Origin of the sequence: Vitreoscilla filiformis (assembly GCF_002222655.1) — a bacterium.
In the GTDB taxonomy this organism is placed as follows: Bacteria; Pseudomonadota; Gammaproteobacteria; order Burkholderiales; family Burkholderiaceae_C; genus Ideonella; species Ideonella filiformis.
The window spans coordinates 164,611-180,330 of record NZ_CP022423.1 but is presented as its reverse complement, the minus strand read 5'-3'; the positions used below and the strand labels follow the sequence as shown (position 1 = coordinate 180,330).

The window sequence follows — 15,720 nt, the reverse complement described above, 5'->3', positions numbered from 1 at the left end:
CTGCCATGACGACTCCGCATCCCCCCGAAAATCAGGGCAGTTCCACGCGCCCCTACCTGATCCGAGCGCTGCACGACTGGTGTACCGACAACGGGTTCACCCCCTATTTGGCGGTGTTCGTGGATCGATCGGTGCAGGTGCCGATGGAGTACGTGCGCAACGGCGAGATCGTGCTCAACGTGGGTTTTGACGCCACGAGCGGCCTGCGTTTGGGGAACGAGTTCATCGAGTTCAAGGCCCGTTTCGGTGGGGTGCCCCGCGACATCGTCGTGCCGGTTGACCACGTGGTCGCGATTTACGCCCGCGAAAACGGGCAAGGCATGGCATTCCCCATGCCAACGGCAGACGAGCCTGAGCAAGAGGCGGCTCCGCAGTTGTCCGAGCCCGCTGAGGAGATGGCGGCGCGGCCAGCACGCGGATTGCGTCTTGCCGATGAGCCGCAGGAAGCGTCGTCCTCACCGTCGCCGGAGCCACCAGCACCCCCGCAAGGGGGGCGACCCGCCCTCAAGCGCATCAAGTAGGGACAAGAACCCTTGCCCGTCAAGGGTTCAAACCCTGTACAATCCCCAGTTCTTTGAGTGCCGGCTTAGCTCAGTTGGTAGAGCAACCGCCTTGTAAGCGGTAGGTCATCCGTTCGAGTCGGATAGCCGGCACCATGGCGCACTAGCGCCGTGGCATCGAAACAGGTGCCTGGATCTTGATTTTCAGTGCCAATGTGGGCCAGCCTGCATCGCGCAGGACTTGACTTACCAAAGGCAGGCACTGCTTCAATTTCGCAGCGACTGCCGCATTGGCGGCCATCAGGTGCCAACTGCTGTCGTCTAAAACGCCCGGGCGCACATGGGCGCGTAGGCTGCGCGGCAACGTGCTCTGGATGGCATCGAATCTTGCTTGTGACTGGCGTACACGCGCCAACAGTTGCCCCAAAACGTTGTGGGCCCCCAAAGCTTCCGTGATGGGGCGGGTGTGGGGCTGCTGCGTTGGGTGATTCATGGGTTCGGAGTGTAGCGATGCAGATTCTCATCACCGATGGCCGTTTGCGCACGTTCAGCCTGAGCATGCGGGCGTGGCAATTGGCACTGGTGATTTTTTCCGGCCTGTTGTCGATCCTGCTGCTGTCCGGGACGGTGTACCACTTTGTGTTCCTGAAGGCCGTCCGTGACGGATGGCCGGTGGTCAGCCAGGTGGTGCAATGGGTGGTTCGGGACGAGGTGGCCCAGCGTGACCGGGTCATGCGGGACAACCTAGATGCCTTGGCCCAAAAAATCGGTGAAATGCAGGCCCGCATGGTGCATTTAGAAGCACTGGAAAAGCGCGTCTTCACACTGGCAGGCGTGGCACCTGAAGAAATCAAGGCCTTGCGTGCCGCCCCTGTGGCCTCTGCTCCGGCGGGGGGGTCTTATGCGGGCATGGACACCCTGACGCTGTCCGATTTGAGTGGCGATCTCCTCAAGCTGGATGAGCGGGCACAGCAGTACACCGACTTGTTGGCACTGGCCGAGTCGCGCATGTTCGAATCCCGGCTGTCTGGGGTGATGGTGCCAAGCAGCAAGCCTGTGGAGGTTTCCATCGGATCGGGGTTTGGGTTTCGGCGCGATCCGTTCACGGGCCGCCCGGCGTTGCACACGGGGGTGGATTTTTCAGCGCCATCGGGCACGCAGATTCAGGCGGCTGCTGCTGGGGTGGTGCTGTCCACGGACTGGCATCCGCAGTATGGCCGTGTCCTTGAAATTGACCACGGCCAGGGTTTGGTGACACGGTATGCACACACCCAGAGCTTTCTGGTTCAGGCTGGCGCGGTGGTCAAACGTGGCCAGCCCATCGCCACGATCGGCAACACAGGACGTTCCACAGGAGCGCATTTGCACTTCGAGGTGCTGATCGATGGCGTGCCTCAGAACCCGCTGCGTTTCCTGCGGCAACTCCCGAGTGACAAGCACTTGGCCACCAACTGAGCCCCCCAAGCCCGTCAACCCCCGGGTGCTAAACTGCCCGGCTTTGCGACGCCCCGAAGCCCTTGCAAGCCACCCAAGCGCCCTCATGTGGCGAGTTCGGTTGTGGAAATTGCCAGCAGCCGTCGCCTGAAGGTTGGCACGGCGCCGCCACGGGCGCGTCGCCACACGAACCATTAGGCCCTGACGCTGCATGTTGCCCAAGCTTCTCACCCAGATTTTTGGCAGTCGCAATGACCGCTTGCTCAAAGGCTATCGCCGCATCGTTGCGCAGATCCAGGCGCTGGAGCCGCAGTTCGAGAAGCTCGATGATGCTGCGCTGCAAGCCAAAACCGCCGAATTTCGCGCCCGACTGAGCCAAGGCGCCACCCTCGACAGCCTGTTGCCCGAAGCCTTCGCCACCGTGCGCGAAGCCAGCAAGCGCGTGCTCAAAATGCGCCACTTCGATGTGCAGCTCATCGGGGGGATGACCCTGCACAACGGCAAAATTGCCGAAATGCGCACCGGTGAAGGCAAAACGCTGATGGCCACGCTGCCGGTGTACCTCAACGCGCTGCCCGCCCAGGGGGTGCATGTGGTGACGGTGAATGACTATCTGGCCCGGCGTGACGCCGAGTGGATGGGCCGGCTTTACAACTTCTTGGGCCTGAGCGTGGGCGTGAACGTGCCCGGCATGGATCGGGTGGCCAAGCAAGCCGCCTACGGTTCGGACATCACCTACGGCACCAACAACGAGTTCGGCTTCGACTACCTGCGCGACAACATGGTGTACGAGGTGCAAGACCGTGTGCAGCGCGGTTTGGCCTACGCCATCGTGGACGAGGTGGACTCGATCTTGATCGACGAAGCGCGTACGCCGCTGATCATCTCCGGCCAAGCCGAGGATCACACGGACTTGTATGTGCGCATCAACGCCGTCATTCCGCACCTGAAGAAACAAATCGGTGAGGCCGATCCGCGCACCGGCGAAGGCGTGATCGAGCCAGGCGATTTCACGGTGGATGAAAAAGGCCGTCAGGTGTACCTGACCGAGCAAGGCCACGAAAACGCCGAACGTGTCTTGACCGAAGCGGGCCTGCTCGTGCCGGGCGCCAGCCTCTATGACGCAGCCAACATCACGCTGATGCACCATGTCTATGCGGGTTTGCGGGCGCATCACCTGTATCACCGCGATCAGCACTACGTGGTGCAAAGTGGTGAAGTGGTGATCGTGGACGAGTTCACGGGCCGTTTGATGTCGGGCCGCCGCTGGTCGGATGGCTTGCACCAGGCGGTTGAAGCCAAGGAAGGCGTGGAGATCCAGGCGGAAAACCAAACCCTGGCCTCGATCACCTTCCAGAACTACTTCCGCATGTACGGCAAGCTCGGCGGCATGACCGGCACCGCCGACACCGAAGCCTACGAGTTCCAAGAAATCTACGGTTTGGAAACGGTGGTCATCCCGCCCAACCGGCCAACGCAGCGCAAGGACGAAAACGACCTCGTCTACAAAACCGAGCGCGAGAAGTACCTCGCCGTGGTGGACGACATCCGCGAGTGCTACCAACGCGGCCAACCGGTGCTGGTGGGCACGACCTCGATCGAGAACTCCGAGCGCATTGCGGTGCTGTTGAACCAATCGGGGTTGCCGCATCAGGTGCTCAACGCCAAGCAGCATGCCAAGGAGGCCGAGATCGTGGCCCAGGCGGGCCGTCCGGGCATGGTCACCATTGCCACCAACATGGCCGGTCGGGGCACGGACATCGTGTTGGGCGGCAGCATCGAAAAGCAGGTGCAGGCCGTCGAGGCCGATGACAGCCTGTCCGAAGCGGACAAGGCGGCGCGCATCCAACAGCTTCGGGCCGAATGGGCGGAGTTGAACGCCAAGGTCAAGTCGCTGGGTGGCTTGCGCATCATCGCCACCGAGCGCCACGAAAGCCGCCGCATCGACAATCAGTTGCGTGGCCGTTCGGGCCGCCAGGGCGATCCGGGTTCGTCGCGCTTTTACCTGTCGTTGGACGATCCGCTCATGCGGATTTTTGCTGGCGATCGGGTGCGCGCCATCATGGATCGGCTGAAGATGCCGGAAGGTGAAGCGATTGAGGCGGGCATCGTCAGCCGCTCGATTGAGAGTGCGCAGCGCAAGGTTGAGGCCCGCAACTTCGACATCCGCAAGCAGTTGCTGGAATACGACGACGTGTCGAACGACCAGCGCAAGGTGATTTACCAGCAGCGCAATGAAATCCTCGAAGCCGAGGAGTTGGTGCAGCAAATCACCAATCTGCGCAAAGCCACCATGACCGAGATCGTGCGCGCCTACGTGCCCGAGGAGAGCATGGAAGAGCAGTGGGATCTGCCCGGGCTGGAAAAGGTGCTGGCCGAAGAGTGGCACGTGGACGTGGCGCTCCAAGCGATGGTGGCCGGCAGCGACACCATCACCGATGAAGATGTGCTCGACAAGGTGGTGACCACCGCCGATGCGGCCTTCCAATCCAAGCTCGATCGGGTGGGTGCGGAGCAGTTCATGCCGTTCATGCGCATGGTGCTGCTGCAATCGATGGATTCGCACTGGCGCGAGCACCTGGCGGCGCTGGACTATTTGCGCCAAGGCATCCACCTGCGCGGCTACGCCCAAAAGAACCCCAAGCAGGAATACAAACGCGAGGCTTTCGAGCTGTTTGAGCAGTTGATCAACCTCATCAAGTCCGAGGTCACGCGGGTGTTGATGACGGTGCGAATCCAGGAGCCTGCCCAAGCGGCTCAGGCGGCAGAATCGTTGGAGCAAAGCGCCGACAGCTTCGTGAATGTGACCTACACCCATCCGAACGAGGACGGCAGCGTCAGCCAAGACACCGATCCGGCCACCCAAATGGCCGAGGTGCCACGGGTCGGACGCAACGATCCGTGCCCGTGCGGCAGTGGCAAGAAGTACAAAAACTGCCACGGTAAGCTGGCCTGATGTTCAAGAACCTCCTGATTTTCCGCATCGGGCCCGAGTGGCAGCCCGATTTGGCTGCCACCGAAGCGGCGCTGGCCACCCAGCGCTTCACGCCTTGCGGTGCCAGCCAAGCACAATCGAGTGGCTGGGTCGAGCCGCGTGGGGCGGCGCATGGCCCCTTGGTCGAGTCGATTGGTGGGCAGTGGCTGCTGGCGCTCAAAACCGAAGCCAAGCTGCTGCCGGCGTCGGTGGTCAAGCGCCGGGCGGAGGAAATTGCGGCGGCCATTGAGCGGGACACCGGGCGCAAACCTGGGCGCAAGCAAGTCAAAGACTTGCGCGAGCAAGCCGCCTTCGAACTGCTGCCTCAGGCGTTCACTCGGGAAGGCGTGATCCGGGTGTGGATCGACCCGAAAGCCCACTGGCTGGTGCTGGACTGCGCCAGCGCCAAGCGAGCCGAGGACGCGGTGAGCTTGTTGGTCAAGTCGCTGCCCGATTTCGCGCTCAACCCGGTGCAGACTCAAATGAGCCCGGCGGCGGCCATGGCGTTGTGGCTGGTTGAAGGGCAAGCGCCCGAGCCGTTCACGCTGGATCGAGATTGCGAGCTGAAAGCGCCGGACGAGTTGAAATCCGCCGTGCGTTACGCCCGCCACGCGCTGGACATTGACGAGGTGCGCGGCCACATCCAAGCCGGCAAGCAGCCGACGCGCTTGGCGTTGACGTGGCGCGGGCGGGTGTCGTTCGTGCTCACCGAGTCGTGGCAGGTGAAGCGTTTGGCGTTCGACGACGGGGTGTTTGAAAGCACATCGGGCGCCGGGTTGTCGGCCGAAGAATCGTTCGATGCCGATGTGGCCATCACCACCGGCGAGCTGCGCCAGTGGCTGGTCGATTTGCTGCTGGCTTTGTGCGGCGAACTCGCGCCCGGTGCCTTGCCCGTGGCCGAGCCGGCCCCGGTTGCAGCGGCAGCCCCCGCGCCTGCGCCAACCGACGCCGATGACACCCCCCCCTGGGCCTGAACCCCCAGCGGCGCAGCGCGTCGTCACCATCCGGCGCGATTACAACGCCTGGGTAGCCTCCGAAACGCTGGAGGATTACGCGCTGCGTTTCACACCGCATGCCTTTCGCAAGTGGTCGGTGTGGCGGGTGGCGAACACGGCGTTTGGGGCCTCGTCCTTCCTGGTGTTGGAGGCGGTGGGTGCCACGCTGTTGGTGCAGTATGGTTTTTTGAATGCGTTTTGGGCGATTTTGGCCACGGGATTGGTGATTTTCCTGGCCGGCTGGCCCATCAGCGTCTACGCGGCGCGCCACGGTGTGGACATGGATTTGCTCACACGCGGCGCCGGCTTCGGTTACCTCGGCTCGACGCTGACCTCGCTCATCTACGCCAGTTTCACCTTCATTTTCTTCGCCCTGGAAGCCGCGATCATGGCGTACGCCTTGGAGCTGGCTTTCGACATTCCCCCGGCTTGGGGTTATCTGTTGTGCGCCTTGGGTGTGCTGCCGGTGGTGACACACGGCGTCACCGCCATCAGCACGTTGCAGGTGTGGACGCAGCCGCTGTGGCTGGTGCTGCTGGTGCTGCCGTATGGGTACGTGTTGCAACACAACCCGCAGGTGTTGCACGGTTTGGTGCAATACGGCGGGGAGGGTGGGCAGACGGCAGGCTTTCAGCTCCAAGGGTTTGGCGCGGCGATGACGGTGGGCATTGCCCTCATCACCCAGATGGGCGAGCAGGTGGATTACCTGCGGTTCATGCCCGAACGCACCGTCACCAACCGGCGGGCGTGGGATGCAGCGGTGTTGGTCGGCGGCCCGGGCTGGGTGGTGCCGGGGGTGCTGAAGATGTTGGGCGGCGCGTTGCTGGCGTACTTGGCAATCAGCCACATGGTGCCAGCCGAACGGGCGGTCGATCCGAATCAGATGTACCTGGCGGCCTACGAGTACATGTTCGGCCACTACGGCTGGGCGGTGGCGGCCACGGCGCTGCTGGTGATCGTCTCGCAGCTCAAGATCAACGTGACGAACGCTTATGCCGGTTCGCTGGCGTGGAGCAATTTTTTTTCACGGGTCACGCACAGCCATCCGGGGCGGGTGGTGTGGATGGTGTTCAACATCCTGATTGCGCTCATGCTGATGGAGTTGGATGTGTTCCAAGCCCTGGGCGGGGTGCTGGGGCTGTTTTCCAACATCGCCATCTCGTGGATCATGGCCGTAGTGGCGGATTTGGTGATCAACAAGCCGCTGGGCTGGAGCCCCCCCGGCATCGAGTTTCGCCGCGCCTACCTGCCAGACATCAACCCCGTGGGCGTGGGCGCGATGGGCTTGGCCTCGGTGCTGTCGGTGGCGGCGCACTTGGGGGCGTTCGGGTCGATGGCGCAGGCGTTTTCAGCCCTCATCGCTTTGGTGACCGCTTTGCTGGCGGCGCCGGCCATCGCTTGGGCCACGCGGGGGCGGTATTACTTGGCGCGTCCCCCCGAAGTGCTGGTGCCGGGGCGTTTGTACCGTTGCGTGGTGTGCGAGCGCGACTATCAGGCCGAAGACATGGCCCGTTGCCCCGCCTACGGCGGTTTGATCTGCTCGCTGTGCTGCACCCTGGATGCCCGTTGCGCCGATCGTTGCAAACCTCAACCCCGTTTGGTGGATTGGGTGTGGCAACGCTGGTCGGCGGTGCTGGAGCGGTGGTTGCCCCGGCGTTTGGCCACGCGGGTGGACACCGGCCTGGGCCACTACTTGCTGTTGATGAGCGCCATCGTGCCGTTGTTGGGGGCGCTGTTTGTGCTGCTGTACCGCCAGGAAGTCAAACAATTGGGCGAGCGCGGCGCCCTGTTGCCGGCCCAGACGCTGGCGCTCTTGGAGCCGGTGCTGCGCGCCGGGTTTCTCAAGGCGTATGCCGCGTTGCTGCTGGTGGCCAGCGTGGTGGCGTGGTGGTTGGTGTTGGCGCACCGCAGCCGCCAGGTGGCGCACGAGGAAATCTCGCGCCAAACCGAAGCCTTGATGCGCGAGATCGATTCCCACCGCCAAACCGACCTGCAATTGCAAGAAGCCAAGCGCCAGGCCGAAGCCGCCAACCAAGCCAAAACGCGTTATATCAGTGCCATCAGCCACGAGCTGCGCACGCCGTTGAATTCCATTCTGGGTTACGCGCAGTTGCTGGAGGAGGATGCGTCGATGCCAGCGAACCGTCGCCAAGCGGTCAGCGTGATTCGCCGGGGCGGGGATCATTTGCTGAGTTTGATTGAAGGGACGCTGGACATTGCCCGCATCGAAAGCGGCAAACTTTCGCTGGAGGTGCGGCCCATGGCGTTTCGTCATTTGATGGACGAGATCGCCGGCATGTTCGAGTTGCAGGCCCAGGCCAAAGGCATTCGTTTCGAGCGCGATTTCGGCCACGATGTGCCCGAAGCCGTGCGGGCTGACGAGCGGCGCTTGCGGCAGATTCTCATCAACCTGTTGGGCAATGCCGTCAAATTCACGCACCACGGTGGGGTGGTGTTTCGGCTGCGGTATGCGCGGGAAATGGCACGGTTGGACATCGTCGATTCCGGCCCTGGCATGAGCGAGGCCGAATTGGAGCGCGTGTTCGACCCGTTTGTGCGCGGTTCGGCGGCGGGTGGGGCAGCCACGGGCACGGGTTTGGGGCTGACCATCAGCAAAATGTTGACCGAGCTGATGGGCGGTGAACTCAGCGCCCGCAGCACGCCGGGGCAGGGTACGACGTTCAGCGTGCGCTTGTTTTTGCCCGAAGTCAGCCTGGCCCGCACCGAGCCCGTCGGCGGACGACCCGGCCCGACGCGGGTCGGCTACGACGGCCCGCGCCGCACCATTTTGGTGGTAGATAACGAGGAAGCCGACCGCGCTTGGCTGGCCGATTCCTTGCAACCCCTGGGTTTTGTGATCGAGCAAGCGGCCTCGGGGGAAGCCTGTTTGGCGCGGCTGGCCGATCTGCAACCGGATGCGATCTTCATGGATTTGGCCATGCCGGGCATCGATGGCTGGGAAACCTTGCGGCGGCTGCGCGCCCAGGGCTTGAGCTTGGCGCCGGTGGCCATCGTTTCGGCCAATGCCTTCGACAAAGGGCTGGACAACGACGTGGGCATCACCCCAGCGGACTTTCTCGTCAAACCCGTGCGCCGGGCCGATGTGCTGGATTGGCTCGGTCGGCGCTTGCATTTGCAGTGGCAGGCCGGTGCGCCGGTGCCGCAGCCGGATGCGGCACCGGCGCATGCCGCAGCCGGGGTGGGATCGAATGGCCCTCGGGTGCTGCCCGATGCCGTGGCGCTGGAAACCTTGCGGCGGGTGGTGGCCATGGGCTATCCACGCGGCATCTTGCGCCAGCTCGACCAGATTCAGGCGGAACGGCCGGACACTGAACCTTTTATTCAACGCCTGCGCCCTCTGGCGCGGGCATTCCAGTTTGAGGCCCTGGACGGCCTGCTGCGTGACGCTCTTGATGAACTCCGATCTGCTTGACCCCAACGCCACCGACGTGGTGCTCATCGTGGACGATGTGCCGGACAACCTGGCCGTGCTGCACGATGCGCTGGACGAATCCGGCTACACCGTGCTGGTGGCGACCAACGGCGAAGCCGCCTTGCTGCGCGCTGCCCAGGCCCAGCCCGACATCGTGCTGCTGGACGCCGTGATGCCCGGCATGGACGGTTTTGAGGTGGCCCGCCGCCTCAAGGCGAATCCGGAAACCTCTGCCATCCCCATCGTGTTCATGACTGGGTTGACGGACACCGAGCATGTGGTGGCCGCCTTTGCGGCGGGGGGTATTGACTACGTTACCAAGCCGATTCGCACCCGCGAGGTGCTGGCGCGCTTGACGGCCCATCTGAACACCGCCCGGGCACAACGCCAGGCCCGCAATGCGCTGGACGCTTTCGGCCATGCCACGCTGATGGTGCGTGAGCGTGATGGCCGGCGCCTGTGGCAGACCGCGCTGGCGCGGCGCTTCATGAACGACTATTTCCCCGGCCTGCCCGAAGTGACCACGCCGCCGGAGTTATGCGCCTGGGTGGCGCGTGAATCGCTGCGCCGCCGTGCGGGGGCCGAGCCGCAGGGGTTGACGGTGGCGCGGGGCCCCAACCGCTTGAGTTTTGCCCTGCACGCGCTGCCGGATCACACCGCCGAAGGCGAGTGGATGGTGGTGTTGCGCGAAGCCTCGGAAGCGGCGTTGCAAGAGGCGCTGGCGCTGGCGTTTCCGCAGCTCACCGCGCGCGAAACCGAGGTGTTGCACTGGGTGATTCAGGGCAAAACCAATCGCGATATTGGCGAGATTCTCGGCACCAGCCCGCGCACGGTGCATAAACATTTGGAGCATGTGTTTGAGAAACTCGGTGTGGAAACGCGCACCGCTGCCGCCGCCATGGCGTTGGGCAAGGTGCGTGGGAATGGATGATGGGCCTTTCCCTTTGCTATCTGGTGTTGCGTCAAGCTGCAAATGTCGGTGTGTTTGGCGACGCATTCCCCTCACCCCGGCGATGACATGACACTGGTTTGCCGACCTGACCTGCTCACATAATGTCCACATCCTCTCCGCGCCGCCGCAAATTGCCGATTGGCATCCAGACCTTCGCCAAACTGCGAGAAGGTGACGGGCATTACTACGTGGACAAAACAGCCTATGCGCTGCAACTCATCGATCAAGGGAACTGCTATTTTTTGAGCCGCCCGCGCCGCTTCGGGAAAAGTTTGTTTTTGGATACGCTGAAAGAATTGTTCGAGGGAAACCGTGCCCTGTTCTCGGGGTTGTATGCCGATGCACACTGGGATTGGACGCAGCGTTATCCGGTGATTCGGATTAGTTTTGGTGGTGGCGTACTGGCTTCGGTGGCCGATTTGCATGACAGTTTGGATGGCCAGTTGTTGCCCCATGAGGCGGCCTGTGGTTTGGCGCAGCAAATGTTATCGATGCGTCGGCGTCTGAGTCACTTGATCGAAGCGTTGCATGCGCAGTGTGGCCAGCGCGTGGTGGTGCTGGTCGATGAGTATGACAAACCCATTCTCGATAACATCACCGACAGCGCCCGGGCCACCGAAATGCGCGAGGCGCTCAAAGACCTTTACAGCGTTTTAAAAGACAGCGACGCGCACCTGAAGTTTGTGTTGCTCACGGGGGTTTCCAAGTTCAGCAAAGTGAGTTTGTTTTCGGGGCTGAATCATTTGGAAGACATCACGCTGGATGCCCGTTTCAGTGCCATTTGTGGCTACACCGATGAGGATGTGGACACGGTGTTCGCGCCCGAGTTGCCGGGGCTGGATCGGGAGGACATCCGCCGCTGGTACAACGGCTACAACTGGCTGGGCGAAGGCGTTTACAACCCATTTGATGTGCTGCTGCTGTTTCGCCACCGAGATTTCCGCCCTTACTGGTTTGAAACCGGCACGCCCACGTTTTTGGTCAAACTTTTGGCCGAGCGCCAATTTTTCACGCCAGATTTGAGCCAAGTGATGGCGATGGAGCAGCTCATTTCCTCTTTTGATGTGGAGGATATTCCGCCCGAAGCGCTGCTGTTTCAAACGGGTTATCTGACGTTGCGCGGGCGTGAGGAGCTTTCTCGGGCGCAGTGGGTGTACACGCTGGGTTATCCGAATCGTGAAGTCGAAACCAGTTTGAATGGTGCGCTGCTCAAAGGGTACGGTGTGCCGGATCGGCAGGGGCTCACTGCGCGCATGCAACTGCTCAAACTGTTGCGTGCCGGGGACGCAACCGGTATGCAAGCGGTGTTCCACGCCCTGTTTGCCAGCATTCCGCATGATTGGTATCGCAAAAACAAACTGGCGGAGTTTGAGGGCCACTACGCCAGTGTGTTTTACAGCTACTTTGCCGCTTCGGGGTTGGAAATTCGGCTGGAAGATACGACGAACCACGGGCGCATTGACATGGCGGTGTTGTTCAACAACGCGGTGTGGTTGTTCGAGTTCAAGGTGGTGGAGCTGGTACCGAAGGGCGAAGCGCTGGCGCAATGCCGCCGACGCGGCTACGCGGAAAAATACCGGGGGCGAGGCGAGCCGATTTACCTGATCGGTATCGAGTTCAGCCGCACCACGCGGAACATCGTGGGTTTTGAGGTGGAAACCGAGAATCCCGTTGGCTAACGCCCGCTGCCAACGGTGAGCATCAGGCGCTTGCGTTTGGCATCGGCCAGGCGTTGGACGATTTTGCACACTTGGCGCGCTTGCTGTTCGTCGATGTCCACGTTGTCCAGAAAGCAGGGGCGGAAGCGGATGACACTCTGGTGCCCCCCCATCTCTTGCAGGCCCAGCAGCACAGATTGATGCAACAGGTACTGCATCGTGGCCACCACGACCCCAGCGACGAGCAAGCTCAGTGCCGTCACCCAATCGCTGCGATCCATGAGCACGGACAGGGCCAGCGCTCCAAACCCCAACAGCAGCAGCAGCGAACGCTTCCACGGTTTATGTTGACCGTAGAACGAGGATGACAGACTTTCCAGCGGGATCATGCGCGTGCTGATGCCCATCAGCGAAGCTTGGCGCAGTTCGATGCGGTCCAGCCCGATCAGCAGTTTGATGCTGGGGTCGATGCGCAACAGCGTCAGCAAAGTGCCCAGGCTGCCTGCTCTCCGGCCCACGATGTGGACATAGTTGCCTTGTTCGTCCACGGGCTTGGTGCCGCAACGCCAGTATTTGATGACGAATTCACTCATGCCGAACGGTGTGCGGTGGGGGAAACGATGCGGGCGGATTCTGTCATGTACGCCAGTGTGCGTATTGGTACGCACCCGGCCTCCACCTAACCTTGCAGCCGTTCCACCCACTTCTTCCACACGCAAGGTTCGGAGCCCACTTCATGAAGATTTCCCGTCGTTCGATCACCGCGCTGGCCGCCACCGCTTGCGCCCTGGGTTTCTCGTCGCTGGCCCAAGCCGCTGACACCATCAAGGTCGGCATCCTGCACTCGCTGTCGGGCACCATGGCCATCTCGGAAACCGTCCTGAAGGACGTTGCCCTGATGACCATCGACGAAATCAACGCCAAGGGCGGCGTGTTGGGCAAAAAGCTCGAACCCGTGGTGGTCGATCCGGCTTCGAACTGGCCGCTGTTCGCTGAGAAGGCCAAGCAGCTCATCACCCAGGACAAGGTGGCCGCTGTGTTCGGCTGCTGGACTTCGGTGAGCCGCAAGTCGGTGCTGCCGGTGTTCGAAGAAACCAACTCGCTGCTGTTCTACCCGGTGCAGTACGAAGGGGAAGAGCTGTCCAAGAACGTGTTCTACACCGGCGCGGCGCCCAACCAACAGGCCATCCCTGCCGTTGAATACCTGATGAGCAAGGACGGCGGTTCGGCCAAGCGTTTCGTGCTGCTGGGCACCGACTACGTCTACCCGCGCACCACCAACAAGATCCTGCGCGCTTTCTTGAAGGCCAAGGGCATCCCCGAGTCGGACATCATGGAGGAGTACACCCCCTTCGGTCATGCCGACTATCAGAGCATCATCGCCAAGATCAAGAAGTTCGCTTCGGAAGGCAAGAAGACGGCGGTGGTGTCCACCATCAACGGCGACTCCAACGTGCCGTTCTACAAAGAACTGGGCAACCAGGGCCTGAAGGCGACCGACGTGCCGGTGGTGGCGTTCTCGGTGGGTGAAGAAGAACTGCGCGGCGTGGACACCAAGCCGCTGGTGGGTCACCTGGCGGCTTGGAACTACTTCATGTCGATCAAGAGCCCGGCCAACACCGAGTTCGTGAAAAAGTGGAGCGAGTACGCCAAGGCCAAGAAAATCCCCGGCCACGCCGACAAGCCGCTGACCAACGACCCGATGGAAGCCACCTACATTGGCTTGCACATGTGGGCCCAAGCCGTGGCCAAGGCCAAGACCACCGACACCGACAAGGTGATCGCCGCCATGGCCGGCCAGACCTTCCAAGCGCCGGGCGGTTTCATGTCCACCATGGACAAGGAAAACCACCACCTCTGGAAGCCGGTGTTCATCGGCGAAGTCAAGGCCGATGGCCAGTTCAACGTGGTGTGGAAGACCAAGGGCCCGGTGCAAGCCGATCCGTGGAGCGACTACATCGCCGAAAACAAGGGCAAGAAGAACGTGCCCACCAAGAAGTGATCGGCTGACGACCCAACCACCTGCGCGACGTTTTCTCCTGCTGCTGTCGTCGCGCTGGGTTCTGTTGGGTCGATAAGCTGCCTCACCCTTCAGCGGGCCGGCCGGTTGCGGCCTGGCCCGCTGTTTTTTTCTGGTTCCACGAGTCGTTTCACCATGCTTCTGCGCCGACCCTTTTTGCTGCTGGCTGTCGCGCTGTCCACTGGGCTGGCGGCGTTGCCGGCCCGTGCGCTCACGGCCGACCAGGCCCGAGCCATTGCCGAGGGCGACACCGACGCCCGCATCACCGCCCTGAGCAGCGCCGCTGCCCAAGCCGATGCCGGCCTGCCGCCTTTGGTGGAGGCTTTGCTCAACGATGCGGTCAAGCTCACGCCTCAGCGCGTGTGGATCGTGGACGGCGCCCAAGCGCGTGACGCAGCCACCGGCCAAGCCGCCAGCCTGCCGCCCGACGCCGAAGACGTGGTGAACAACAACCGCATGCGCGGTGCGCTTGAAGCGGTGCAGGCGGCGTTCAAACTGCTGTCCACCGACGTGGCTACGCGCCAAGCGGCGGTGGCCGAGCTGGCCAAGCAGACCCTGGAGGCGGGCCAACTGCCGCTCATCGACAAAGCCCTCGCCGCCGAAACCGATGCATCGCTGAAAGAAAAACTCAGCTTGATGCGCGCCAGCATCCAACTCAGTGCCGACGACAAAGCCCAGCGCCTGGCCGCCGCCAAAGCGTTGGGTGAGAGCGGTTCGCCCCAAGTGAAAAGCCTGCTGCAAGAGCGTTTGGGCGACGGCAAAACCGGCCCCGAAACGGATCCCGAAGTGCGCGGCGCTTTGATGCTGTCGATGGACAAAGTGGCGTCCCGTCTGGCATGGGGCGACCGGCTCGGCGTGGTGTTCACCGGCTTGAGTTTGGGTTCGATTTTGCTGCTGGTGGCGCTGGGTTTGGCGATCACCTATGGCCTGATGGGCGTGATCAACATGGCCCACGGCGAGCTGATGATGATCGGCGCCTACGCGACCTACGTGGTGCAAAACCTCTTCAAAACCTACGCGCCGGGGGCGTTTGATTACTACATCGCGCTGGCCATTCCGGTGTCGTTCCTCGCGGCGGCGCTGGTGGGCGCGGCGCTGGAGCGCACGGTGTTGCGCTGGCTGTATGGCCGTCCGCTGGAAACGCTGCTGGCGACGTGGGGCATTTCGCTCATCCTGATGCAGAGCGTGCGCTCGCTGTTCGGCGCGCAAAACGTGCCGGTGGAAAACCCCGCCTGGCTCTCCGGCGGCGTGGCGGTGATGAGCAACCTCACGTTGCCCTTCAACCGCATCGCCATCATCGCCTTTGCCTTCCTGGTGCTGGGCGGCGTGGCGCTGATGATCGCCAAAACCCGCCTGGGCCTGTTTGTGCGTGGCGTGACGCAAAACCGCCGCATGGCGGCGTGCGTCGGTATCAACACCGCCCGCATTGACACCTATGCCTTCAGCCTGGGCGCCGGTATCGCCGGGCTGGCGGGTTGCGCCTTGAGCCAAGTCGGCAACGTCGGCCCCGACTTGGGCCAGAGCTACATCGTGGACTCGTTCATGGTCGTGGTGCTGGGTGGCGTGGGCCAACTGGCCGGCACGGTCTACGCCGCGCTGGGCTTGGGCGTGCTGAACAAGCTGCTCGAAGGCTTGGCCGGGGCGGTGCTCGCCAAGATCATGGTGCTGGTGGTGATCGTGGTCTTCATCCAGAAGCGCCCACAAGGTTTGTTCGCCATGAAGGGCCGTTCGGCCGAGGCTTGATCCACGCATCG

10 protein-coding genes and 1 tRNA gene are annotated in these 15,720 nt (G+C 62.5%); 10 read left to right on the top strand and 1 reads right to left on the bottom strand.

Features of this window, described 5'->3' with window-relative positions:
• Positions 1 to 5 precede the first annotated feature (5 nt).
• The 8 genes from VITFI_RS00865 (at position 6) to VITFI_RS00825 (ending at position 11,967) form a co-directional block, all read left to right on the top strand.
• Positions 6 to 521, top strand: a complete 516-nt coding sequence (locus VITFI_RS00865) for a ClpXP protease specificity-enhancing factor (RefSeq protein WP_089415387.1) — start codon at positions 6 to 8, stop codon at positions 519 to 521.
• Between the two features lie 59 nt (positions 522 to 580).
• Positions 581 to 656 (top strand) — tRNA-Thr (locus VITFI_RS00860).
• Positions 657 to 1,010: 354 nt separating this feature from the next.
• On the top strand, positions 1,011 to 1,955 hold the full coding sequence (locus VITFI_RS00850) for a M23 family metallopeptidase (RefSeq protein ID WP_089415385.1): 945 nt from the start codon (positions 1,011 to 1,013) through the stop codon (positions 1,953 to 1,955).
• Between the two features lie 190 nt (positions 1,956 to 2,145).
• Positions 2,146 to 4,890 (top strand): preprotein translocase subunit SecA, encoded by a 2,745-nt coding sequence (gene secA, locus VITFI_RS00845; protein WP_089415384.1) that lies wholly within the window; start codon positions 2,146 to 2,148, stop codon positions 4,888 to 4,890.
• Positions 4,890 to 5,882 carry a recombination-associated protein RdgC gene (locus VITFI_RS00840; protein ID WP_089415383.1) on the top strand — a complete coding sequence of 331 codons (993 nt, stop codon included), beginning with the start codon at positions 4,890 to 4,892 and terminating at the stop codon, positions 5,880 to 5,882. The genes secA and VITFI_RS00840 overlap by 1 nt, the downstream gene beginning before the upstream one ends.
• Positions 5,860 to 9,336, top strand: coding sequence for a hybrid sensor histidine kinase/response regulator (locus VITFI_RS00835; protein WP_089415382.1), 3,477 nt, complete (start codon positions 5,860 to 5,862; stop codon positions 9,334 to 9,336). Before VITFI_RS00840 ends, VITFI_RS00835 begins: the two co-directional genes overlap by 23 nt.
• Positions 9,317 to 10,267, top strand: a complete 951-nt coding sequence (locus VITFI_RS00830) for a response regulator transcription factor (protein WP_089415381.1) — start codon at positions 9,317 to 9,319, stop codon at positions 10,265 to 10,267. The genes VITFI_RS00835 and VITFI_RS00830 overlap by 20 nt, the downstream gene beginning before the upstream one ends.
• A gap of 122 nt (positions 10,268 to 10,389) precedes the next feature.
• Complete coding sequence (locus tag VITFI_RS00825) at positions 10,390 to 11,967, top strand: ATP-binding protein (protein WP_089415380.1); 1,578 nt, start codon at positions 10,390 to 10,392, stop codon at positions 11,965 to 11,967.
• Here the strand turns inward: VITFI_RS00825 and VITFI_RS00820 are convergent.
• Positions 11,964 to 12,539: a hypothetical protein gene (locus tag VITFI_RS00820; RefSeq protein ID WP_089415379.1), complete on the bottom strand. Its 576-nt coding sequence runs from the start codon at positions 12,537 to 12,539 to the stop codon at positions 11,964 to 11,966. The two genes, VITFI_RS00825 and VITFI_RS00820, sit on opposite strands and share 4 nt — an antisense overlap.
• Positions 12,540 to 12,682: 143 nt before the next feature.
• On the opposite strand from VITFI_RS00820, the gene urtA reads away from it, so the two are divergent.
• Both urtA and urtB read left to right on the top strand, forming a co-directional pair.
• Positions 12,683 to 13,948 carry an urea ABC transporter substrate-binding protein gene (urtA, locus tag VITFI_RS00815; protein ID WP_198301556.1) on the top strand — a complete coding sequence of 422 codons (1,266 nt, stop codon included), beginning with the start codon at positions 12,683 to 12,685 and terminating at the stop codon, positions 13,946 to 13,948.
• Positions 13,949 to 14,101: 153 nt separating this feature from the next.
• Positions 14,102 to 15,709, top strand: coding sequence for an urea ABC transporter permease subunit UrtB (gene urtB, locus VITFI_RS00810; RefSeq protein ID WP_089417896.1), 1,608 nt, complete (start codon positions 14,102 to 14,104; stop codon positions 15,707 to 15,709).
• Positions 15,710 to 15,720: the final 11 nt, after the last annotated feature.